This window comes from Ancalomicrobiaceae bacterium S20 (assembly GCA_040269895.1).
In the GTDB taxonomy this organism is placed as follows: Bacteria; Pseudomonadota; Alphaproteobacteria; order Rhizobiales; family Ancalomicrobiaceae; genus Methyloraptor; species Methyloraptor flagellatus.
The window spans coordinates 3,678,983-3,699,890 of sequence record CP158568.1 but is presented as its reverse complement, the minus strand read 5'-3'; the positions used below and the strand labels follow the sequence as shown (position 1 = coordinate 3,699,890).

Annotated in this window: 23 protein-coding genes; 9 read left to right on the top strand and 14 right to left on the bottom strand. The window is 68.3% G+C overall.

The features are described from left to right. Positions 1-265 precede the first annotated feature (265 nt). Positions 266-430, bottom strand: a complete 165-nt coding sequence (locus ABS361_16800) for a DUF1127 domain-containing protein (protein XBY43717.1) — start codon at positions 428-430, stop codon at positions 266-268. A gap of 325 nt (positions 431-755) precedes the next feature. On the opposite strand from ABS361_16800, the gene hisF reads away from it, so the two are divergent. The 5 genes from hisF (at position 756) to ABS361_16775 (ending at position 4,958) form a co-directional block, all read left to right on the top strand. After that, positions 756-1,532, top strand: a complete 777-nt coding sequence (gene hisF, locus ABS361_16795) for an imidazole glycerol phosphate synthase subunit HisF (protein ID XBY43716.1) — start codon at positions 756-758, stop codon at positions 1,530-1,532. Positions 1,533-1,650: 118 nt separating this feature from the next. Then, the gene (locus ABS361_16790; GenBank protein ID XBY43715.1) at positions 1,651-1,974 is read left to right on the top strand and encodes a phosphoribosyl-ATP diphosphatase; all 324 of its coding nucleotides are present in this window, start codon (positions 1,651-1,653) and stop codon (positions 1,972-1,974) included. 204 nt (positions 1,975-2,178) lie between these two features. Then, on the top strand, positions 2,179-3,132 hold the full coding sequence (gene coaA / locus ABS361_16785; GenBank protein ID XBY46924.1) for a type I pantothenate kinase: 954 nt from the start codon (positions 2,179-2,181) through the stop codon (positions 3,130-3,132). A 12-nt stretch (positions 3,133-3,144) separates the two neighbouring features. Further along, on the top strand, positions 3,145-3,882 hold the full coding sequence (locus ABS361_16780) for an MBL fold metallo-hydrolase (protein ID XBY43714.1): 738 nt from the start codon (positions 3,145-3,147) through the stop codon (positions 3,880-3,882). 2 nt (positions 3,883-3,884) lie between these two features. Next, a complete protein-coding gene (locus ABS361_16775) occupies positions 3,885-4,958 on the top strand; it encodes a D-alanine:D-lactate ligase-like protein (protein ID XBY46923.1) in 1,074 nt (357 codons plus the stop codon). Here the strand turns inward: ABS361_16775 and ABS361_16770 are convergent. The 12 genes from ABS361_16770 to ABS361_16715 all read right to left on the bottom strand — a co-directional run bounded on the left by ABS361_16770 (position 4,942) and on the right by ABS361_16715 (position 16,749). Next, positions 4,942-5,742: a DUF1045 domain-containing protein gene (locus ABS361_16770; GenBank protein ID XBY43713.1), complete on the bottom strand. Its 801-nt coding sequence runs from the start codon at positions 5,740-5,742 to the stop codon at positions 4,942-4,944. The genes ABS361_16775 and ABS361_16770 overlap by 17 nt on opposite strands. Continuing rightward, positions 5,739-6,470, bottom strand: a complete 732-nt coding sequence (gene hisA, locus ABS361_16765) for a 1-(5-phosphoribosyl)-5-[(5-phosphoribosylamino)methylideneamino]imidazole-4-carboxamide isomerase (GenBank protein XBY43712.1) — start codon at positions 6,468-6,470, stop codon at positions 5,739-5,741. The genes ABS361_16770 and hisA overlap by 4 nt, the downstream gene beginning before the upstream one ends. Continuing rightward, entirely contained in the window at positions 6,467-7,117 is a 651-nt protein-coding gene (gene hisH / locus ABS361_16760) for an imidazole glycerol phosphate synthase subunit HisH (GenBank protein XBY43711.1), read from the bottom strand. Before hisH ends, hisA begins: the two co-directional genes overlap by 4 nt. Continuing rightward, complete coding sequence (locus ABS361_16755; GenBank protein ID XBY43710.1) at positions 7,114-7,632, bottom strand: DUF2628 domain-containing protein; 519 nt, start codon at positions 7,630-7,632, stop codon at positions 7,114-7,116. The genes hisH and ABS361_16755 overlap by 4 nt, the downstream gene beginning before the upstream one ends. Before the next feature lies 1 nt (position 7,633). Beyond that, positions 7,634-8,227, bottom strand: a complete 594-nt coding sequence (gene hisB / locus ABS361_16750) for an imidazoleglycerol-phosphate dehydratase HisB (GenBank protein ID XBY43709.1) — start codon at positions 8,225-8,227, stop codon at positions 7,634-7,636. Between the two features lie 161 nt (positions 8,228-8,388). Further along, complete coding sequence (locus ABS361_16745) at positions 8,389-9,168, bottom strand: SprT family zinc-dependent metalloprotease (GenBank protein ID XBY43708.1); 780 nt, start codon at positions 9,166-9,168, stop codon at positions 8,389-8,391. Positions 9,169-9,436: 268 nt separating this feature from the next. Then, on the bottom strand, positions 9,437-9,889 hold the full coding sequence (locus tag ABS361_16740) for a DUF2852 domain-containing protein (protein ID XBY43707.1): 453 nt from the start codon (positions 9,887-9,889) through the stop codon (positions 9,437-9,439). A gap of 243 nt (positions 9,890-10,132) precedes the next feature. Next, the gene (gene phaZ, locus ABS361_16735; GenBank protein XBY46922.1) at positions 10,133-11,581 is read right to left on the bottom strand and encodes a polyhydroxyalkanoate depolymerase; all 1,449 of its coding nucleotides are present in this window, start codon (positions 11,579-11,581) and stop codon (positions 10,133-10,135) included. Positions 11,582-11,941: 360 nt separating this feature from the next. Further along, positions 11,942-12,706, bottom strand: a complete 765-nt coding sequence (locus ABS361_16730; GenBank protein XBY43706.1) for an ABC transporter permease — start codon at positions 12,704-12,706, stop codon at positions 11,942-11,944. Positions 12,707-12,831: 125 nt separating this feature from the next. After that, complete coding sequence (locus tag ABS361_16725; GenBank protein XBY43705.1) at positions 12,832-13,170, bottom strand: hypothetical protein; 339 nt, start codon at positions 13,168-13,170, stop codon at positions 12,832-12,834. A 278-nt stretch (positions 13,171-13,448) separates the two neighbouring features. Next, a complete protein-coding gene (locus ABS361_16720; protein ID XBY43704.1) occupies positions 13,449-14,783 on the bottom strand; it encodes a methyl-accepting chemotaxis protein in 1,335 nt (444 codons plus the stop codon). Between the two features lie 421 nt (positions 14,784-15,204). Continuing rightward, positions 15,205-16,749, bottom strand: coding sequence for an altronate dehydratase family protein (locus ABS361_16715; GenBank protein ID XBY43703.1), 1,545 nt, complete (start codon positions 16,747-16,749; stop codon positions 15,205-15,207). Between the two features lie 149 nt (positions 16,750-16,898). Here ABS361_16715 and ABS361_16710 point away from each other — a divergent pair, with 149 nt between their 5' ends. From ABS361_16710 to ABS361_16695, 4 genes are all read left to right on the top strand, one after another. Beyond that, the gene (locus ABS361_16710) at positions 16,899-17,615 is read left to right on the top strand and encodes a GntR family transcriptional regulator (GenBank protein ID XBY43702.1); all 717 of its coding nucleotides are present in this window, start codon (positions 16,899-16,901) and stop codon (positions 17,613-17,615) included. Between the two features lie 86 nt (positions 17,616-17,701). Next, positions 17,702-18,820 carry an aldo/keto reductase gene (locus ABS361_16705; protein ID XBY43701.1) on the top strand — a complete coding sequence of 373 codons (1,119 nt, stop codon included), beginning with the start codon at positions 17,702-17,704 and terminating at the stop codon, positions 18,818-18,820. Positions 18,821-18,935: 115 nt separating this feature from the next. Beyond that, positions 18,936-19,376 (top strand): RbsD/FucU family protein, encoded by a 441-nt coding sequence (locus ABS361_16700; GenBank protein XBY43700.1) that lies wholly within the window; start codon positions 18,936-18,938, stop codon positions 19,374-19,376. Positions 19,377-19,439: 63 nt separating this feature from the next. Next, positions 19,440-19,988, top strand: a complete 549-nt coding sequence (locus ABS361_16695; protein ID XBY43699.1) for an MmcB family DNA repair protein — start codon at positions 19,440-19,442, stop codon at positions 19,986-19,988. 341 nt (positions 19,989-20,329) lie between these two features. Here the strand turns inward: ABS361_16695 and ABS361_16690 are convergent, their stop codons facing one another. Next, on the bottom strand, positions 20,330-20,887 hold the full coding sequence (locus ABS361_16690) for an ActR/PrrA/RegA family redox response regulator transcription factor (GenBank protein ID XBY43698.1): 558 nt from the start codon (positions 20,885-20,887) through the stop codon (positions 20,330-20,332). Between the last annotated feature and the right edge of the window lie 21 nt (positions 20,888-20,908).

The following is a 20,908-nucleotide window of genomic DNA, read 5'->3' as shown; positions in this document are numbered from 1 at the left end:
CCCGAGCTTGCAAGAACCTGACATCAACCTTACGAAAAATTAACGTGGCGTCGGCGATCGGAAGCCCCGCTCGGTCCGGCCGGCTCGAAACGACTGGACCCGAAACGACGACGACCCGAAACGACGACGGCGGGCCGATCTTGCGATCGGGCCCGCCGTCGTGGTGGTCTCGTCGGGCGGGCCAGTCGGTCGATCTGGTCCGCCGTCATCACGAATGGTCTGCGGTCGAGCCGCGGGGGGGCAGCCAGACGGCCGCCGTAAGGGATCAGCGGATCGCTTCGCGAGCGAGCTGCTGGATGCCGTTGCGGCCGATGCCCAGATCGGCGAGTTCGCGGTCGTCGAGGCGGGACAGCTCGCGAACGGTCTGGTTGTAGAGCTTGTAGCGGCTCCAGGACTGGGCGACGGTGTTGGCGAAGCGCGACAGCGACATGATGGATCTCCTTTTTCGTTGTGCAGCCGATCGATTACCGCTTTGCGAAAGATCTTGCTGCACTGCAAAATCACGCTGTCTAGATACGCCTGTGCGGTTGCGTCGGTAAGGGGGAAGTCCCCAACTCGGACATGCAATTTTGCATGGCTCCGCTTAAAACGATTAACTAGCTATTCATATCTGCCGTGGTGGCTGCCATTTCAGGGCGACGTATCGCCCCGCGGGTGGCGCCGAGGTCCGTGGCCGTATATGAAGGCGCTCGAAAACGCCGTGCCGCCGCCCCTCGAGGCGTCAGGCGCATGCCCGCCGATCCGGAACCGTCCCGATGCTCAAAGCCCGTGTGATCCCCTGTCTGGACGTCAAGGACGGCCGGGTCGTGAAGGGGGTGAACTTCGTCGATCTCATCGACGCTGGCGATCCGGTCGCCGCGGCGGAGGCCTATGACGCTGCCGGCGCCGACGAACTCTGCTTCCTGGACATCACGGCGAGCCACGAGAACCGCGGCATCATCCTCGATGTCGTGCGCCGCGCCGCCGAGGTCTGCTTCATGCCGGTGACGGTCGGCGGCGGCATCCGCACGCTCGACGACATCCGCAACCTGATGCACGCCGGGGCCGACAAGGTGTCGATCAACTCCGCCGCCGTGCGCGACCGCGCCTTCGTGGCCGAGGCGGTGCGTCAGGTCGGCGGCCAATCGGTCGTGATCGCGATCGATGCGAAGCGCGTGTCCGAACCGGGCGCGCCGGCCAAGTGGGAGATCTTCACCCACGGCGGCCGCACGCCGACCGGCATCGACGTGATCGACTACGCGCGCGAGGTCGTCGCGCTCGGCGCCGGCGAGCTGCTGCTCACCTCGATGGACCGCGACGGCACCAAGGCCGGCTTCGACCTCGAACTGACCCGCGCGGTCGCCGATGCGGTATCGGTGCCGGTGATCGCCTCCGGCGGCGTCGGCACGCTCGACCATCTGGTCGACGGCATCCGCGAGGGCCATGCCAGCGCCGTGCTCGCCGCCTCGATCTTCCACTTCGGCACCTATTCGATCCGCGAGGCCAAAGAGCACATGGCCGCCGCCGGTATCCCGATGCGGCTCGACGCCTGATCGGCGGCTCCGCACCGACCGGTCCGGATCCGGCGATCCGGAGACCGGCATTCCCCTTCCGACCGCCGTCCCGTGGCAAGAATTCCCCGCCGACGGGCTGCTCGAGGAGATCATCCCAATGTCCGACTTCACCTTGAGCGACTTGGAAGCCATCATCGCCACGCGTGCGACGTCCGACGACGAGAAGTCCTACACCCGCAAGCTGAAGGCCAAGGGCATCGCCTATTGCGCCAAGAAGCTCGGCGAGGAAGGGGTCGAGACGGCGCTCGCCGCGGTCGTCGGGGGGCGCAAGGAGCTCGTCGGCGAAAGCGCCGACCTCATCTATCACCTGATGGTTGTGCTCAATGTGGCCGGCATTCCGCTCGACGAGGTGATGGCCGAACTGAAATCGCGCACCGTCCGCACCGGGCTCGAGGAAAAGGCCTCGCGTCCGGCCGACTGACGGGCAATACGAAATCCGGTCCCGGACCGACCGCTCCCCGCGGTCGCCGGCGCCGGCCGATGAACCGGACGCCGCGGCTTCGCGCTTCACGTCCGACCACGAGGTCCCCGGGTGGACACCGTCGAACCCGCCATCGCCCCATTCCCGCCGTTCGATCCGGATGCGGCCGAGACCGTCTCGGCCGGCTCGCAGAGGACAGTGTCCGTGCCGCAGTTTCGCCCGGCCGAGATTTCGCCCTTCCACGACTTCGCCCGCGTCGAGTGGGCGAACCTGCGTGCCGACACGCCGCTGACCCTCGATGAGGCCGATCTCGTCCGGCTGCGCAGCTTGAACGATCCGGTATCGCTCGAGGAGGTCGTCGACATCTACCTGCCGCTGTCGCGGCTCCTGTCGCTCTATGTCGAAGCGACGCAGCGCCTGTTCCACGCGACCCGGCGCTTCCTCGGCGTGAACGATGCGAAGGTACCCTTCGTGATCGGCATCGCCGGTTCGGTCGCGGTCGGCAAGTCGACGACGGCGCGTATCCTGAAAGCCATGCTGTCGCGCTGGTCGTCGAGCCCGAAGGTCGACCTCGTCACCACCGACGGCTTCCTCTATCCGAACGCCGTGCTCGATCGTGAAGGCCTGATGCGGCGCAAGGGCTTTCCCGAAAGCTACGACATCGCCGCGCTGCTCGAGTTCCTCGCCACGATCAAGGCCGGCCGCGGCGGCGCGCGCGCGCCGGTCTATTCGCATCTGGTCTATGACGTCATGCCGGGCGCCCATGTCACCATCGACCGCCCCGACATCCTGATCCTCGAAGGCCTCAACGTGCTGCAGACCTCGAAGATGCCGAAGGAGGGCAATGCCGTGCCCTTCGTCTCGGACTTCTTCGATTTCTCGATCTATCTCGATGCCGAGGAAGAGCTGCTGCACCAGTGGTACGTCGAGCGCTTCATGAGCCTGCGCAACACGGCGTTCCGCGATCCGAAGAGCTACTTCCATCGCTACGCGACCATCTCGGCCGAGGAGAGCCTGGCGATCGCCAACGATCTCTGGGAGAACATCAACCTCGCAAACCTGCGCGAGAACATCTCCCCGACCCGACCGCGCGCCGACCTGATCCTGAAGAAGGGCGCGAGCCACCGCATCGAGACGGTCAAGCTCAGGAAACTCTGATCCGGAGGCGCCATGGACTGGGACGCGTTCAAGGCCCTTCGTGGCGGCGTCCTGGCAGAGCCGGCCGCGCCCGGCGTCGTCCGGCTCTCGGAGTCGGGATTGCGTCCGGCCTGCCGCAGCTTCTTCTACCGGATCGACACGCCCGACTGCGCGGTGCTGATCGACGGCGGCTGGGGGCTGGCCCGCGGCCGCGCCGATCTCGGCCTCTCGCCGGGAAAACCGGTGGTCGCCATAGCGACGCACAGCCACTCCGACCATGTCGGCGCGCTGCACCTCGCCGAGACGCGTCTCGGCCATGCCGCCGAGGCGACCGTCTACGACCGGCTCGATCCCAATGAGACTCAGGCGCGGCCCTGGATCGACGATCTCGACTTCGCGGCCGACGGCACGGCGGTCGCGCCCGAGACCTACCAGCAGATCCCCTGTCGGCTGACCGGCACGCTCGCCGACGGCGCCCGGCTCGACTTCGGCCCGGCGCTGCGGCTGACGGTCCTGCACCTGCCCGGCCATTCGCCGGGCTCGATCGGGCTTCTCGATGAGGCGCGCGGCCTCTTCTACACCGCCGACACCGTCCACGACGGCGAGATTTACGATGCGATCCCGGGCGCGGACCGCATTGCGCTCCGCCTTTCGCACGATCGCGTCCTCGAGGTCGAATTCGCGCAAGCGCTGCCGGGCCACGGCGCGCTAATGTCCCGTTCCGCCGTGGTCGAGCGCATTGAGCGTCACCGGCGCGAGAGGGACCGGTGATGATGGCAGACGCGACGCTGGTGCTCGTCCATGAAACCGAAGCCGCCTGTGTCGACCGCCTGCTCCGACAAGGTTTCCGCCCCGAACCGGCCGCCGAGATCGCGTCCTATCTGGCGCAGTCGACCGACCTCGCGCCCGCGCTGCCGCGTCTGGAAGCGGCTTGCGCCGCGCACGGCTTGCGTTTTCAGGCGGTGACGCTCGACGACTTCGCCTTTCACCCGCCGCGGCTCGATCCGGCCCGGACCGTGGTCTGGACGCTGACCGACGGCATCGCCTATTTCGCCGGCAGCCTCGCGCCGGCGCTCGCTCGCTTCGCCGGTCACGCCACGATCGGCGCCGAGGCCTCGGTCTTCGCGCTCTGCCAGGACAAGTTCCGCTCCGGCGCGGTGTTGTCGGCGCTCGGCCTGCCCTTGCCGGCGACGGCACTCGCCCGCAACGGCGAATGGCTGTCGCCGCCGGAGGCGCTCGCCGGCGCCTCGGGCTATTTCGTCAAGCCGAACCGCCTCGGCGCCAAGATCGGCATCTGGTCGGACTCGCGCACCGACGATCTCGGCCACGCGCTCGAACTCTCCCGGCGCATCCATGCGGCTTATCGCGACGATGCCGTGGTGCAGGCCTATGTGCCGGGCTCGAACCTGCGTGCCAGCTTTCTCGACGTCGATGGACGGGCGGATCTCGCCCGCATGGGGATCTGGACCGTCGAGACCGGGGCGGATTTCCAGACCATGGCCGACAGCCTCGCTCTCTATGGCGAGACCGGCGCGGCGGCGCGCGCGGAAGGCCGCTACGTCGAGCCGACCGTCACGGACCTGCGCGTGACGGCGCCCGCGGCTGCAGGCGAGGTCGCGGCGATCGCCCGGCGCCTGATGCGCGGGCTCGACATCCGCGATGTCTTCTCGATGGACCTGCGGCTGTCGGAGGAGGGCCGGCCGACACTGATCGAGTTCGAGATCTGCCCGGGCCTGCCGTGCTTCGACTTCCGCAGCTACGTCGAGGCCGAATGGCGCATGGATCTCGCCGAGGCGATGGCCCGGACGGCGGCGCGCCGTCTGGCCGACATCAGCGTCCGAGCTTGACCCGTTCGATCACCCGGAACCGGCTCTTGCGGTCCGGCTGCATGAAGACGGCGATTTCGCCGACCGTCACCGGCCGGTCGATTGCGGCATAGCGCGTCGCATGAGCCGCGGCGAGCCGGTCGCGGGTCGCGTCGTCGAGCTTGCCCGACAGCGTCATGTGGAACTTGAAGTCGTCGAGGACGTAAGGATAGCCCCAGCGATCGAGCTGCTCGATCTGACGCTCGGTGAGCGGGCTCTTCAGCCGCCGCTCGCGATCGGCGGGGTCGAGCGCGGCCCGGAACGCATCGAGGATCGTCACGGTGTGCTTGGCGAGCGCCTGCAGCGGCTCGCAGGGCTCGGCCGGCGTCAGCGCGATGAAGGCGCCGATCGCGTTGACGGCGAGGCGCGGGATCTCGAACGGCGCGACATTGGCGGCGAAGGCCCGCACGGCCGACAGAAATCCGGCCTCGTCGGCCCCTTCGATCAGATGAAACGGCGCCTTCAGCGTGGCGTGGAAGCCGTAGGTGCGCGGCTCGGCGGTGGCGGCGATCAGGGCATCGGCCGAGAAGCCGTCGACCGGCGGGATCGCGACCTCGGCGCCGGTCTCGGCATCGTAGCCGATGGCGGCCGAACCGAAGGACCAGAGCGGATCGACCGCGGGCGGCGCGAAATAGAGGGCGTAACGGGCGTCGGTCATGACCTTCGGATGCGTCGAAGTCGAAGCGGCGACGGCCTTCGCGGCGTTGCCGGCACGGGTACCGATCGCAACGACCGGCTCGGAGGGAAGGGCGGAATTGAAGGTCACGCGGCCTCGGCAATGCGAGCGAGCGCCAGCTTCGGGTCGAGCCGGCCGTCATAGATGGCGCGCCCCGAGATCGCGCCTTCGAGAATACGGCATTCGGGGCCCGCCAGCCGTTCGATGTCGTCCATGCCGGCGAGACCGCCCGAGGCGATCACCGGAATGGACACGGCTTGTGCGAGCCCGAGCGTCGCGTCGAAATTGATACCCTTGAGCACCCCGTCCCGGTCGATGTCGGTATAGACGATCGCGGCCACCCCGGCATCCTCGAATTTCTTCGCCAGCGTCACCGCGTCGAGTTCGGAGGCTTCCGCCCAGCCCTCGACCGCGACCTTGCCGCCGCGCGCGTCGATGCCGACCACGATCTTGCCGGGGAAGGCGCGGCACGCCTCGCGCACCAGCGCCGGGTCGCGCACGGCCACCGTGCCGAGGATCACGCGGGCGATGCCGCGCTCGAGCCAGCCCGCGATGCCGGCCATGTCCCGAATGCCGCCGCCGAGCTGCACCTTCATGTCGACCGCGGTCAGGATCCGCTCCACTGCGCTACCGTTGACCGAGCGCCCTTCGAAGGCGCCGTTCAGGTCGACCACGTGCAGCCACGGAAAGCCGAGCGCCTCGAAGGCGCGCGCCTGCGCGGCCGGATCGTCGTTGTAGACGGTCGCCTGGCCCATGTCGCCGAGCTTGAGGCGCACACACTGCCCGTCTTTGAGGTCGATGGCCGGGAACAGGATCATGGCGCCCACTTCAGGAAGTTTCCGATCAGCTTCAGACCGAGGGTCTGGCTCTTCTCGGGATGGAACTGCGTTCCGACGACATTGTCACGCGCCACGATCGCGGTGCGCGGTCCGCCATAGTCGGCGGTCGCGACCAGATCGGCGCGGTGGGCGGTCTCGAAGGCGTAGGAGTGCAGGAAATAGGCGTGCAGGCCGTCGTCGCCGAGCGCGATGCCGTCGAGCACCGGATGCGGGTTCACGAGTTCCATCGTGTTCCAGCCCATGTGCGGCACCTTGAGTGCCGGATCGGACGGCTGGATCGGCCGCACCTCGCCCTCGATCCAGCCGAAGCCGTCGATCGGCTCGTGCTCGATGCCGCGCGAGGCGATGAGCTGCATGCCGACGCAGATGCCGAGGAAGGGACGGCCGCGGTGCTCGACGAAGTCGCGCAGCGCCTCGTCCATGCCGGGGATGGCGGCGAGACCCTTGCGGCAGAACGGAAACGCGCCGTCGCCGGGCAGCACGACGCGGTCGGCCTTGGCCACCACGTCCGGATCGGTCGTGAGCACGATCGGCTGGTCGCGCCCGATCTCGCGGGCGACCCGCTCGAATCCCTTGATGGCCGACCTCAGATTGCCGGCGCCGTAATCGATCAGGGCGACGGTCACGGCCGGCCTCCACGGCCGGCGTCGAACCCGACGACCGGCGGCAGCGCGCCGCCGGGCGGCACGATCCGACGGGTCGCACCGGTCTCGGTCTCGGCGGAGGCGGCCACGGCGCGCGGCGTCTCGACCCGACCGGCGCGCGTCGAGAGCGCGACCTTGTCGAAATGACGCTTCTCGGCCTCGTCGCGGCCCGACGCCTCAACGAGATCGACGAGCCGCCAGCCGCGCCGCTCCAGCGTCCAGCGCTTGAGATCGGCGGCGGACAAGGCGAACCAGACGGCGAAGACGAAGCTCGCCACCGTCGCCGCCGGCTCCCCGACGACGCGGGCCAGGATCTCGATTACCAGGATAGCCACGAGCCAGCCGAGGAACACCAGCCAGAGCCGGTTCCACAGCGCCCAGAGCGGACCGAACACGAGCGCCGCCCAGGCGAAGCCCTCGCGGGTGAACCTCAGCGCGTCATGAGCCGGCAGGCCGGCGTCGGCCCCGGGCGGGGCATGCACGGTCCAGGTCGCCATGTCAGCCTCCGAGCGTGCCCTTGGTTGACGGGATGCGATCGGCCTGCCGCGGATCGACCGCGACCGCGACCTTCAGCGCGCGGGCGAGCGCCTTGAACAGCGACTCGGCGATATGATGGTTGTTCGAGCCATAGAGATTGGCCATGTGCAGCGTGATACCGGCGTTCATGGCGAAGGCGCGGAACCATTCCTCGAACAGTTCGGTGTCGAAGTCGCCGACCTTGTCGCGCGTGAATTCGGCCTGGAACACCAGGAACGGCCGACCGGACACGTCGACGGCGGCGCGCGACAGCGTCTCGTCCATCGGCAGGTGGCAGTCGGCGTAGCGATTGATGCCCTTGCAGTCGCCGAGTGCCGACCGCACCGCTTGGCCGAGCGCGATACCGGCGTCCTCGGTGGTGTGGTGCATGTCGATGTGCAGGTCGCCCTCGGCCTTGAGGGTGATGTCGATCAGCGAATGGCGCGCGAGCTGCTCGAGCATATGGTCGAGGAAGCCGATCCCGGTCGCGATGTCGAAGGCCCCGGTGCCGTCGAGGTTCACCTCGACCGCGATCGCGGTTTCCTTGGTCTTGCGCGTGATCGAAGCTCGCCGCATCGAAACCTCTCTGACGATCACCTGACCGTGATCATTTCCGGGCAGGCAAAATCCGCGCCGCTTGTAGCAGGGGGGCGGCGGGGAAGCAAAGCCGGAGAATCATTCCAGACTATTGCGCCGGCGCAGGGCGGTCCGCGGAAAAAGGCGATCCGGTCGGTCCTCTACCCGTAGGCGTGGAGTGCGACGCCCTGCGTCTTCAACCAGTGCCGCCCCTCGCGCCACGCCGGGCAGGTCGCGGCGACATGGGCCCAGAACCGGTGCGAGTGGTTCATCTCGCGCAGGTGCGCGACCTCGTGGGCGGCGAGATAGTCGAGCACGTGCGGCGGCGCCAGGACGACGCGCCAGGAGAACGACAGCTCGCCCTCCGCCGTGCACGACCCCCAACGCGTCTTGGTGTCCTTGAGTCGGATCGCGGCAGCCTTGACGCCGAGCCGGCGCGTGTGGATCTCGACCGCGCGGGTCAGATCGGCGCGCGCCTCGCGCTTGAGAAAGTCGGCAACCCGCCGCGACACGTGCTCGACGCCGCCGGCGACGCAGATCTTCGGCAACAAATCCTGGTCCGGCGTCGGCGGGGTCGCCTCGGCAGAGCCGTCGAGCCAGACCGTGCCGCGCCGCTCGGCGTGATGCTCGACCAGGTGCGGCCGGCCGCGCAGGGGCAGGATCGCGCCCGGCGCGAACGGCACCTTGGCCGGCCGGCGCGAAAGCCGGTCGTCGAGCCAGCCGCGATGGCGCTCGAGAAAGCTCACCGCCTCGGCGAACGAACCGCCGCGGCCGGGCAGCGTCAGCACCGGCTCGCCGTCGGCCGAGAGGCGGAGCGAATAGCGCACCGCCCGCTCCGACCGGCGCACCGCGACCGCGACTTCGCGATCGCCGAGGTCGAGGCGAACCTCGCTCGGGAGCGGGCGCTGGCGCGGACGGGGCGAGGACGGAAATCCGAACATGGACCGTGAGCGGCATGAGGTGGTGCGAAACGGGGAGCGGGCCGGCGCGTCAGGCCCGAATCGCGCCGGACCTGTTCCGATGATGCGGAACGCGGGGCGCTGGATAAAGCCGCAAAGGGGCGAGCCCATGGCAGCGCCTCGCCCGATCGCCGTTATCCACGATCGGGTTGGGGGAGCACACAGTCGGGGCGATACCCCCGCGGTCGTCAGGTACGGCTGCCAGACGCGGCCGCACGAGGGCGGCACCGCGACGGCGGCTCACAGGAGGTCAGTGCGGCGCCGCGTCGGACGAACGCCCGACATCGGTCTGACGGCGACGACCGGCCATGAACCGGTCGAACTCGGCCCTGTCGTCCACCCGCCGCTGATCGGCGGCGCGGGCTTCGAAGGCGCGGCGCTCTTCGTCGAGCCGCCGGCGCTCGGCCGCCAGCCGCTCGATCTCCGCCGCGCGATAGGCTTCGAAAGCCGCATTGTCCCGCGCGGAAGCGCCGTCGGCATGGCCGAAGCCGGCATAGGCATAGGCGCCTTCGCGGCGCCGGGCGTACGGACCGTGGGCGGCGAACCCATCGCGGAAGCCGCGGGCGAAGCCCTGCAGGCGCCGGCCCCAGATCATGTAGGCGAGCATCGCGAGCCCGAGCGGCCAGAACACGATGAAGCCGAGCACCATCAGCACGATCGAGAGCGGGCGGAAGCCCGGTCGAATGATGGGATGGCAGTTCATGGCGGCGCGCCTCCGGAACGAGCCCGCGACGGACCGGCCGCGGCTGCCCGAAAAGGTGGCCCCGAAACGGCTCGATTTCAATGCGGCCGGCGGCGCTGCCCGGGTTAAATTTCCTTCATGCCGCGAGCGCGCCGCACAAGGTGATCGCCGCTCGGCATCCGGTCCGGGGGCGGACGAGCCGGCCAAAAACGACGACGGCGGACCCATCGGCCCGCCGTCATGCTCTGATCCGAAAGGGTCGCTTCACTGCGGCAGCGAGGTCTCCGAGGAACCGGCCCGCGAGACCTTGCCCTTCTTCGGCAGCACCGGAGCGGCGGGCTTCGCCGCGCGGGCCCGGCTCGACGCGGCCGGCGCGGGCGTTGCGACGTGGGCGGGCGCCGCTTCCGGCTCGGCCACGGCTTTCACCACGGTCGGCGCGGCCGCCGCGGCCGGCTCGCGCCACGCGCCCGGGGCAGGGGCGCGACGGGCGTTGGAGTTGATGAAGTCGGAGATGCGCGGCGCGATCTCGGCCCGGAAGCGCGAGCCGTTGAAGACGCCGTAGTGGCCGACGCTCTGCTGGACGTAGTCGGCACGGCGGTCGGCCGGGATCGACGAGCACAGCGTATGCGCGGCCTGGGTCTGGCCCATGCCGGTGATGTCGTCGAGTTCGCCCTCGACCGTTAGCAGCGCGACGTTCTTGATCGCCTCCGGCCGCACCGGCCGGTCGCGATGCAGCATCTCGCCCTTCGGCAGCGAGTGCTTCACGAACACGTTGTCGACGGTCTGCAGGTAGAACTCGGCCGTCAGATCCATGACGGCCAGATACTCGTCATAGAAGTCGCGATGCTTCTCGGCCGAGTCGCCGTCACCCTTGATCAGGTGCATGTAGAAGTCTTTGTGCGCCGTCATGTGGCGGTCGAGGTTCATCGACATGAAGCCGCCGAGCTGCAGGAAGCCCGGATAGACGTCGCGCATGAAGCCGGCGTGCGGGAACGGCACCTTCATGATGACGTTCCGCTCGAACCACTCGATGCCCTTCTCCTTGGCGAGCTTGTTGACCGCCGTCGGCGAGCAGCGCGTGTCGATCGGTCCGCCCATCAGGATCATCGACGGCGGCGCGTAGGGATCCTCGTTCTCCTCCATGACGGAGACCGCCGCGAGCACCGGCACCGAGGGCTGGCAGACCGCGATCACATGGGTGTCGCCGCCGAGCGCGTGCAGCATCGAGATGATGTAGTCGACATAGTCGTCGAGATCGAAGCGACCGGCCGCCATCGGCACCATGCGCGCATCGACCCAGTCGGTGATGTACACCTCGTGGCGCTGCATCAGCGCCTCGACGGTGCCGCGCAGCAGCGTGGAATAATGCCCCGACATCGGCGCGACCAGCAGCACCTTCTGATCGCGGTGCCGGCGGGTTTCCGGCAGCGCGCGCTCGAAGTGGACCAGCCGGCAGAACGGCCGCTCCCACACGACGCGCTCGGTGACCGGTACGCGCATGCCGCCGACCAGCGTGGTCTTGAGGCCGAATTCCGGCTTGCCATAGCGCCGGGTCGAGCGCTCGAACACCTCGCAGGCCGCCGCCATCGATCGCCCGTAGGACGTGTGCGACAGCGGATTGAGCGGGTTCTGGAAATAGAGCTTGGTGACGTCGGCTGCGGCGCGGAAGGGTCCGAGCGCGGCGTGGTTCATCTCGTAGAGCTGGTAGAACATGGCGGCCACGTCCTTCGCGCAAGGGCCCGGAGGGCGCCCCTCGACGCCTCTACCGTGGACCAAAGAGATTAAGCTGTGCTTCACGGCGGCCAAGGGCCCCGGCCATCGACAATTCGTCGCATGAACGTCGTGAAGACGTGCTCTTCTGAGGGATCGGATCAGCGTTGGCTGTCACTGTCCAGTCCGGATCGCGCCCGATCTGCACATCTTTTCGCTGCGGCACGGAAAAGTGTTCCGCAGTGCTTTCATTGCGACAGAGCCGGGTCGGCCGGCCGACAACCGGTCTTCGTCAACACGAACTCTGAACATCGACACGCGGTTCCGCGATGCAGCGATCCGCCGCAGAACGCCTCGCCCCGCTCATTCGCCCTGCTGGAGCAGGCTGCCGGCGCGGCGCGCCGATCGGAGCAGGCGGAAGAACGCCCAGACGCTGACCGCCATCGCCACCGTATTGAGGCCGAGCGCGCCCGCCATCAGATCGGCGCGGAACACGCCGTCGATGATGATCGCCCGCATGCCCTCGAACACGAAGGTGGTCGGCAGGGCCCAGGCGAACGGTTGCACGAAGCCGGGCAGGGTCGCGACCGGGTAATAGACGCAAGTCAACGGCATGATCAGGAACATCAGCGACCAGGCGATGTTCTCCGCGCCCATGCCCTGTCGCAGCAGCACGCCCGCGACCATGATGCCGATCGCCCAGCCGAACAGCAGCAGGTTCAGGAAGAACAGCGCCAGCGGCAGGCCGAGGCCCCAGATGTTGAAGCCGAACAGCGGGATCGCGATGAAGGTAACCGGGATCATGCCGATCGACAGCCGGACCACGCTCATGATCATGAGCGAAACCAGGAACTCCGATGGCCTCAAGGGGCTCATCAGCAGATTGCCGAGGTTCCGCGACCACATCTCCTCCATGAAGGAAAAGGCGAAGCCCTGCTGGCTGCGCAGCAGCACATCCCAGAGCAGGATGCCGCCGACAAAGGTGCCGGCGGCATGGGAAAAGAAACTCGAATGGCTCTGGACGTAGAGCTGGACGAAGCCCCAGGTCAGCAGCTGCACCGTCGGCCAGTAGATCAGCTCGACGGTGCGCGGCCAGGACGACGACAGAAGGTACCAGTGCCGCAGCATCATCGCCCCGACACGGCCGAACGAGAACCCGCGCCAGTTCGGGCGCGTGCCTCCGCGCGTACCGGGGTTGGCGCCTCCCGTCGGAAGGCGACCGGCCCCGGCCTCATCGGATGCGGAAGTACTCGTCAGCGGCAGACCCTCCGGACATGGACGTCACCCCACCGATCGTACCAGCGTTCGCGCCAGCACGAACGATAATAGGGACCGTCGTAATAGCGCGGGCCCCAATAGTGATGTCGCCACGGCCGATACCCGTAGCCGCCGTAATAGTAGCGCGGGCCGTTGTAGTAGGCATAGTGCGGCCCGGCGATGGCGGTGCCGATGATCGCGCCGCCGAGAATGCCGGCGGCGACGCCGCAGCCGACGCCGCAATGGGCCTCGGCGGTGTTCTGGTTGGCGAAAACGCCGGTCAGAGCGGCGGCAGCGAGGCCGACCGCTGCAAGACGCTTGAACGTCTGGGTCATGGCTATCTCCTGGATCCCCCCGCCCGCTCACGCGAGCCAGACGACGTTAACCGAACGAGGCTCGACGGGGCGTGACGGGGCCGTTCATCCGGCGTTCATCGGCGCGGGATCGGTCCGCCTCGGAAGGGGGATAGGCACGGCGCCACCGGAACGCTCTGCCCCGTCAACGGGAAGAGCCCGGACGCCGTTCCGCGTCCGGGCTCTTCTGATCGATCGTGAGGGGGCGTGAGGGTCGCGACGGCAGCCGGACGAGACCCCGGGAGGGCCGTCGCCGCGGTTCAGCGCGTGCTGCGGCCGAGCGAGCGGTCGAGTTCGGCGAGCCGCTTCACAGCGTCGCCGGCCGCACCGTCCATTGCCATGTAGGCTTCGATGGCCTTGCCCATGTCGCCGCGCGCAACGTTCTCCACCACCTTGCGGCCTTCGCGCTGCATGGTCTCGCGCAGCGGTCCGAGCGCCCGGAAGGCGGCATGATCGCGCACCGCGGGGTCGACGACCGCGCTGTAGCCGGGGCCCATCGGGTCGACATTGGCGAAGCCGGACGCCTCGATCGGGGTGATCCCGACCAGGCATTCGGCGAGACGCTTCTTGTAGGTCGTGACGTCGGCGCGGATTCGGCGCTCGGCATGGCCGGGCACGTCCTCGCGTTCGCCCTGGTTGATCTGCTCGCCGACCAGCCGGTCGGCGTCGCGCAGCAGATCGATCGCCGACTTCGAATCGGTTTCGTTCTGTCCGGCGAGCCGCGCGATCTCGCTGAGGTTCTTGGCGGCCGATTCGGTGGCGATGTACTGGTCGCCGAGCATGTGGGTGATCGAGTCGATCCCCTGGTTCACGTCGTTGATGCAGCCGCGGATGTTCTCCATGTCGGAGACGACGGCGGCAAAGATCTCGGTTCCGTCGCGCACCTTGGCGCCGCCGACCTGCATGGCGCCGAACATGTCCTGCATGACGCTGGCGAGCTCGGTGAGCTGGCCGCGGATCAGGTCGGTGGTCTTCGACGTTTCCTCGGAGAGCGCCTTCACCTCGGCCGCGACGACCGCGAAGCCGCGACCGGCCTCGCCGGCGCGCGCGGCTTCGATGGTGGCGTTGAGCGCGAGCAGCTTGGTCTGGCTGGAGATGCTCTCGATCTCCTTGGCGAAGCCGCCGATCTGCTCGATCGCCTTGCCGAGCAGCAGCATGCGCTGATCGAGGCCGGTGAAAGCCTCCGAGATCTCCGACATGGCGCGACCGGCGGTCTGGGCGCGGCCGACACCCGAGCCGACGAGCTGATGCGCTTCGCCCGAGCGGCGCTGCGCGGCGGCGCTGTGGTCGGCGATGTTCTGGACGGTGCGCGCCATCTCCTCGACGGCCGAGGAGATCGCGACCGTCTCGCCGGTGAGCTTGCGCACGTTGCCGTTCGACCATGCCATCAGGCAGGCCAGTTCGCCGAGGTTGACCGCCTGTTCGACCGCGTGTCCGTACCAGCGTGAAAGTCCTTCCCGGACGCGACCGACGGTCCGCTGGGCGAGGTCGAGCGCTGCAGCGCTCTCCCGTGCCGCGGCGCCATGGTCCGTCGCGACCGGCGCGACGGCACGGCTGTCGACAGACGATCCGGATTTCCTCAGGAGATTCAACATGGGGCGTGTCTTCCCTCGACGTGCTTTTAGGCACAATGCGCCGGGGAACTTAATAGGCGTTTAAAGGCGAATAACGCCGAAGTCCTTCGTGGTATAAGGCCCTCGCTGTCAGTTGGCTGAATCTGCCGCTTCCCGCGGACAGATGCGGGAGTATGTATATAACTGATCCAATGATGCGATATACTTCGGTATGCTAGGAATAAAATCGATTATATCAAATGCTGCTTTCTTAGAAATTTCACGTCGGTGCTGAGCTGGAATTTTGCGGTCGAAGCGATGCGGTCGTTTCGGCTCCGACACTTCCGTACCACCGGGTTATGACTCACCGGGGCGGGTGTTTGTCCGCCCCGGCGCGATATTATCTGCTGTAATTCTAGGCGCCGGCATGGATACTTGGCGAGCGCTACGGAGATACACGTAGTCACATGGTCGCGCCGACCTGCCATGGCACGAACTCGTTGTCGCCATAACCGAGCGCTTCCGACCGCGAACGCTCGCCGGAGGCGACCGCGAGCACCTTGTCGAAGATCTCCCGGCCCTTTTCCTCGATCGACACCCCGTCGAGCACATCGCCGCAGTTGATGTCCATGTCGTCGGTCATGCGACGATAGATCTCGGAATTGGTGGCGAGCTTGATCGACGGGGTCGGCTTGCAGCCATAGGCCGAGCCTCGCCCGGTGGTGAAGGCGAGCACATTGGCGCCGCCGGCGACCTGGCCGGTCGCCGAGACCGGGTCGTAGCCGGGCGTATCCATGAACACGAAGCCCTTGGCGTCGACCAGCTCGGCATATTCGTAGACGCCGCGCAGCGTCGTCGTGCCGCCCTTGGCGGCCGCGCCGAGCGACTTCTCCAGAATGGTGGTCAGGCCGCCGGCCTTGTTGCCGGGCGAGGGATTGTTGTCCATCGAGCCGCCGTTGCGGCCGGTATAATCCTCCCACCAGCGGATCCGGTCGACCAGTTTCTCGCCGATCTCGCGCGTTGCGGCGCGGCGGGTCAGCAGGTGCTCTGCGCCGTAGATCTCCGGCGTCTCCGACAGGATCGCGGTACCGCCATGGCGGACCAGCAGGTCGGCCGCCGCGCCGAGCGCCGGATTGGCCGTGATGCCGGAATAGCCGTCCGAGCCGCCGCATTGCAGCGCCAGCATCAGCTCCGAGGCCGGAATCGTCTCGCGCCGCGCCTTGGCCGCGAGCGGCAGCATGGCGCGGATGCGCTCGACGCCCTGTTCGATGGTCTTGCGCGTGCCGCCGACGTCCTGGATCGTCATGGTCTGGAAGTGATCGCCGTCGACGATGCCGTACTCTTCCTTCATGCGGCCGATCTGGAACACCTCGCAGCCGAGCCCGACCAGCAGCACCGCCGCGATGTTCGGGTTCGAGGCATAGCCCCATTGCGTGCGCTTCAGCATCTCGAAGCCTTCGCCGCTCGATGCCATGCCGCAACCGGTGCCGTGCACGAAGGGGATGACGCCGTCGATGCTCGGATGGTCGGCGAGCACGCCGGAGCGGTTGATCGCCTCGGCCATGAACCGCGCGACCGAGGCCGAACAGTTCACGCTCGACAGGATCGCGACATAGTTGCGCGTGCCGGCCTTGCCGTTCGGGCGCCGGAAGCCCTGGAACGTCGCCTGTAGCTCGACCGGCAGAATCGTGTCGTCGCGGGCGTCCTCGGTGAAGGCATAGTCGCGTTCGAAGGACTGGAACGCGAGATTATGGCTGTGGACATGGTCGCCCGGCGCGATCGGCTGCGTCGCGAAGCCGATGATCTGGCCGAACTTCACGATCGGGGCGCCTTCCGCAATGCCGACGGTCGCGATCTTGTGGCCGCGCGGCACGCGCGCCTTCGCCGCGACGCCGGCATCCGAGACCTGTCCGGCCTCGATCGGATCCACCGCCACCACGACATTGTCGGCCGCACTCAGGCGCACGGTGCGCGGCGTCGCGGGGCGGGCGGGGCTCAGATCGTTCATGGTGGCTCCTCGTCGATGGCGGTTTCCCTCGGTCGGCCGATTGCCGATTGCCCGGCCGCGTCCTATCCGAAGGGGAGCGGCCGGTTCGGGAGAGCGGCCGCAGACGTTCGATGGATTGACGTCTTAGCACGACAGGCTAACATGCTACAATGCAAATGACCGCCGAGCCCGACTACACCTTCCTGCAACGTCTCAATCTGCCGTCGCGCGGCGGCACGACCGATCACGTGCAGGGCCTCATCCGCGATGCGATCGTCTCCGGCGACCTGCCGCCGGGGACGGCGATCAACAAGCATCTGATCTGCGATCGGCTCGGCGTTTCGCGCTTTCCGGTCTCCGAGGCGCTGACCCGCCTGCAGGCCGAAGGGCTGGTCGAGATCCTGCCCCAGCGCGGCACGCGGGTGACGCGCATCCGCATCCTCGATGTCGAGGAGGCGATGTTCATCCGCCGCGCGCTCGAAGCCGAGGCGGTGCGCCGGCTCGCCGGCGAGATCCGCCCGGACACGATCGCCGCGCTCGATCGCAATCTGCGCTATCAGCGCGCCGCGGTCGAAGCCGGCGACCGCTCCGGCTTCCATGCGCTCGACCTCGACTTCCATCAGACGCTGGTCGACGCGCTCGGCTTCGCCCGGGTCCGCGCCATGCTGGAGACCGCGCGCGGCAATCTCGATCGGGTGCGTCGCATCCTGTCGAGCCCACGCCGGCACGCGGTCACGCTGGAGGAACATGTGGCGATCTTCGAGGCGCTCGCGCGCGGCGACGGCGAGGCGGCGGGGCGCGCCATGGCTCGGCACCTCGATCAGGTGATCGCCGAGATGGTCGCCTTCGCGGCCGACAACAAGGACGTCTTCGACGACGCCGGCTGAAACAGGCGACCGGTCGGGGCGAGAAGCGGGATGGCCCGCCCGCCGGCCGGTCGAGAGGGGCGAAACGCTCCGGAGGGAGGATGGAAATGACGGCTGGCCAGCAGCAGGGCGTGCAAGCGCCCGGGAGTCCGGTGCCCGGCACGCCCGCGCCCGGCACCCAGGCGTTCGGCAGCAGGGCGTTCGGCACGCGCACCTTCCGGGCAGGGAGCGGGCGCGACCTCGTCTTCCCCGAACTCGGCTTCGGCACCGCGCCGCTCGGCAACATCTATCGGCCGCTGGACGAGCGCTCCGCGCGCGCGACGCTCGACGCGGCCTGGGCCGTCGGGGCCCGCTACTTCGACACCGCGCCGCAATACGGCCTCGGCCTCGCCGAGACGCGGCTGAACGGTTTTCTGCGCGAGCATCGCGCAGACCCGCCGCTCCTGTCGACCAAGGTCGGCCGCCTGCTCCGAGCCTGCCGCGCCGGCGAGCCGAGCGACGCCGGTGCCTTCGTCGACGTACCGGCGCGCAAGATCGTCTACGATTATTCCTACGACGGCGTGATGCGCAGCTTCGAGGCGTCGCTGGAACGGCTCGGCGTCGACCGGGTCGACATCCTGTTCTGCCACGATGTCGACGTCTTCACCCACGGCTCGCGCGAGGCCTCCGACCGGCGCATCGAGGAATTCATGGCCGGCGGCTATCACGCGCTGGTCAAGCTGCGCGACGAGGGCGTCGTCGCCGCGATCGGTGCCGGCGTCAACGAGTGGGAGGTCTGCGAGACGCTCGCCCGGCGCGGCGACTTCGACCTGTTCCTGCTCGCCGGCCGCTACACGCTGCTCGAGCAGGAGGCGCTCGAGACCTTCCTGCCGCTGTGCGTCGCGCGCGGCATCGGCATCGTGCTCGGCGGCCCGTACAACTCCGGCATCCTGGCAACCGGCCCGATCCCCGGCGCCCGCTACAACTATGCCCCGGCGCCGCAGCCGATCCTCGACCGTGTCGGTCGGATCGCGCGGGTCTGCGAGACCCACGGCGTGCGCCTGATCGAGGCGGCGTTGCGCTTCCCGCTCTGCCACCCGGCGGTCGTGTCGGTGATCCCCGGCGGCCAGGCGCCCGAGGAGGTCGAGACCAACGCGAAGATCATGGCGGCCACGATCCCGCCCGCGCTCTGGGCGGACCTGAAGGCCGAGGGCCTTCTACGCGAGGACGCACCCATCCCCGCCTGATCACCTCGCTCGCGACCCGATCGCGCGCTGCTCGCCGAGCGACGCGCCCGGTCGAGCTTCGCCCGTCGTCCTTCCAAAGCGGCCCGCGCTCGCGGCCGTTTCCTACGGAGCTCCCATGCTGAAGAACCTCAATCCGCTGCTGTCGCCCGACCTCCTGCAGGTGCTACGCGCCATGGGCCACGGCGACGAGATCGCCATCGTCGACGGCAATTACCCGGCCGACGCCCACGCCCAGCGTCTGATCCGCCTCGACGGCGTCTCGGCGACCGCCGCGCTCGACGCGATCCTGTCCGTCATGCCGCTCGATCTGCCGGAATTCGTGCCCGAGCCGGCGTTCCGCATGCAGGTGGTCGGCAATCCGCAGGCGGAAGTGCCGATCTTCCAGGAGTTCCGCGACCTGATCGGGAAGCACGAGGGTGCCGGCTATACGCTCGGCTCGATCGAACGCTTCGCCTTCTATGAACGGGTCAAGCAGGCCTATGCGGTCGTGTCGACCGGCGAGGCGCGGCTCTACGGCAATATCATCCTGGTCAAGGGTATCATCAAGCCGGCGTGACGCCCGCCGTGCGCGCGGGATCGTGCCGCACCGGCGCCAGATAGGACTTGCGCGGGCGGACTGATGAGTTCACTCTTTGTACTCATGAGCGAACCCGCCTATCCCCTGTCGCCGGTGAACGACGCTCCGGATGCGCCAGCGCCGGAGATTGTCCCGCCCGAACATGCGCCCCCCTCCCGCCCCGAGGAGACGCGCGCGGTGCTGCGCGGCGTGAAGCGGCACATGCGCCGGCTCGGCTTCGCGGTGATCGAGGAACTGCCGCTCGCGTCGGGTCGGCGGGCGGACGTGGTCTGCCTCGCCGAGGGCGGCGACATCCACATCATCGAGGTAAAGTCGTCGGTTGAAGATTTCCGCGTCGATCAGAAATGGCCGTTCTATCGGCTGCACTCCGATCGGCTCTACTTCGCCACCAGCCCGCGCGTGCCGCTGGAGATCTTTCCCGAGGACTGCGGTCTGATCGTCGCCGATGCCTTCGGCGCCGAGATCCTGCGCGAGGCGCCGGAGCATCGGCTGGCTGCGGCGACGCGCAAGGCCATGACCCTGCGCTTCGCCCGCGCCGCCGCGCACCGCCTGCACGGGATCGTCGATCCGGGTGTCGCCGAGCCCTGGTGAGGCGCACCCGTAAGGCGGCTTCGGCCTCGATGTGCTTCGGTCGCCTGGTCTTCGCGCCGGTGTTTCGATCGAGCCGGCAATGCCGATCGAGCTACGCGCGGCAAAAAAGAACCCCGCGCCGGGGGAAGCGCGGGGTGTCAGGCCACGAGGGGGTCTCCTCGGGTTCATTCTCCGGCCAGGGGCTCCTGATCGCGGGGGCCCTGGTCGCGGGGTTCCTGATCGCGGGGCTCGGCCGGGGCACGCTCCGATCACCGCATCCGGCCGTCGGGGCGGCCGAAGAGGACGATCGGAGGTCGTCGGCGTTGCGTGCTCCAGACGGTCCCGAGCGGAACGCTGCGCCCTCAGCGCGGCGCGCGCTTGGCCAGGATGCGCTGCAGCGTGCGGCGATGCATGTTGAGGCGGCGCGCGGTCTCCGAGACGTTGCGCTCGCAGAGTTCGTAGACGCGCTGGATATGCTCCCACCGCACGCGGTCGGCCGACATCGGGTTTTCCGGCGGGGTCGCGCGGTCGGTCGGATCCTGACGCAGCGCGCGGATGATGTCGTCGGCATCGGCCGGCTTCGACAGGTAGTCGATCGCGCCGAGCTTCACGGCCGTGACGGCGGTGGCGATATTGCCGTAGCCGGTCAGGATGACGGCCTTGGCGTCCGGGCGCTTCTCGCGCAGCATGCCGATGACGTCGAGACCGTTACCGTCGCCGAGACGCATGTCGACGACCGCATAGGCCGGCGGCCGGGCCTGCACGCGGGTCAGGCCGTCCGAGATCGACTCCGCGACTTCGACCGCGAAGCCGCGCGTCTCCATCGCCCGGGCGATCCGCTGCAGAAACGGCTTGTCATCGTCGACGATGAGCAGGGTCTGATCCGGCTCGGCGACAAAATCCATCGAGAGATCGTTCATCACAGGACACTCGCGCAGAGT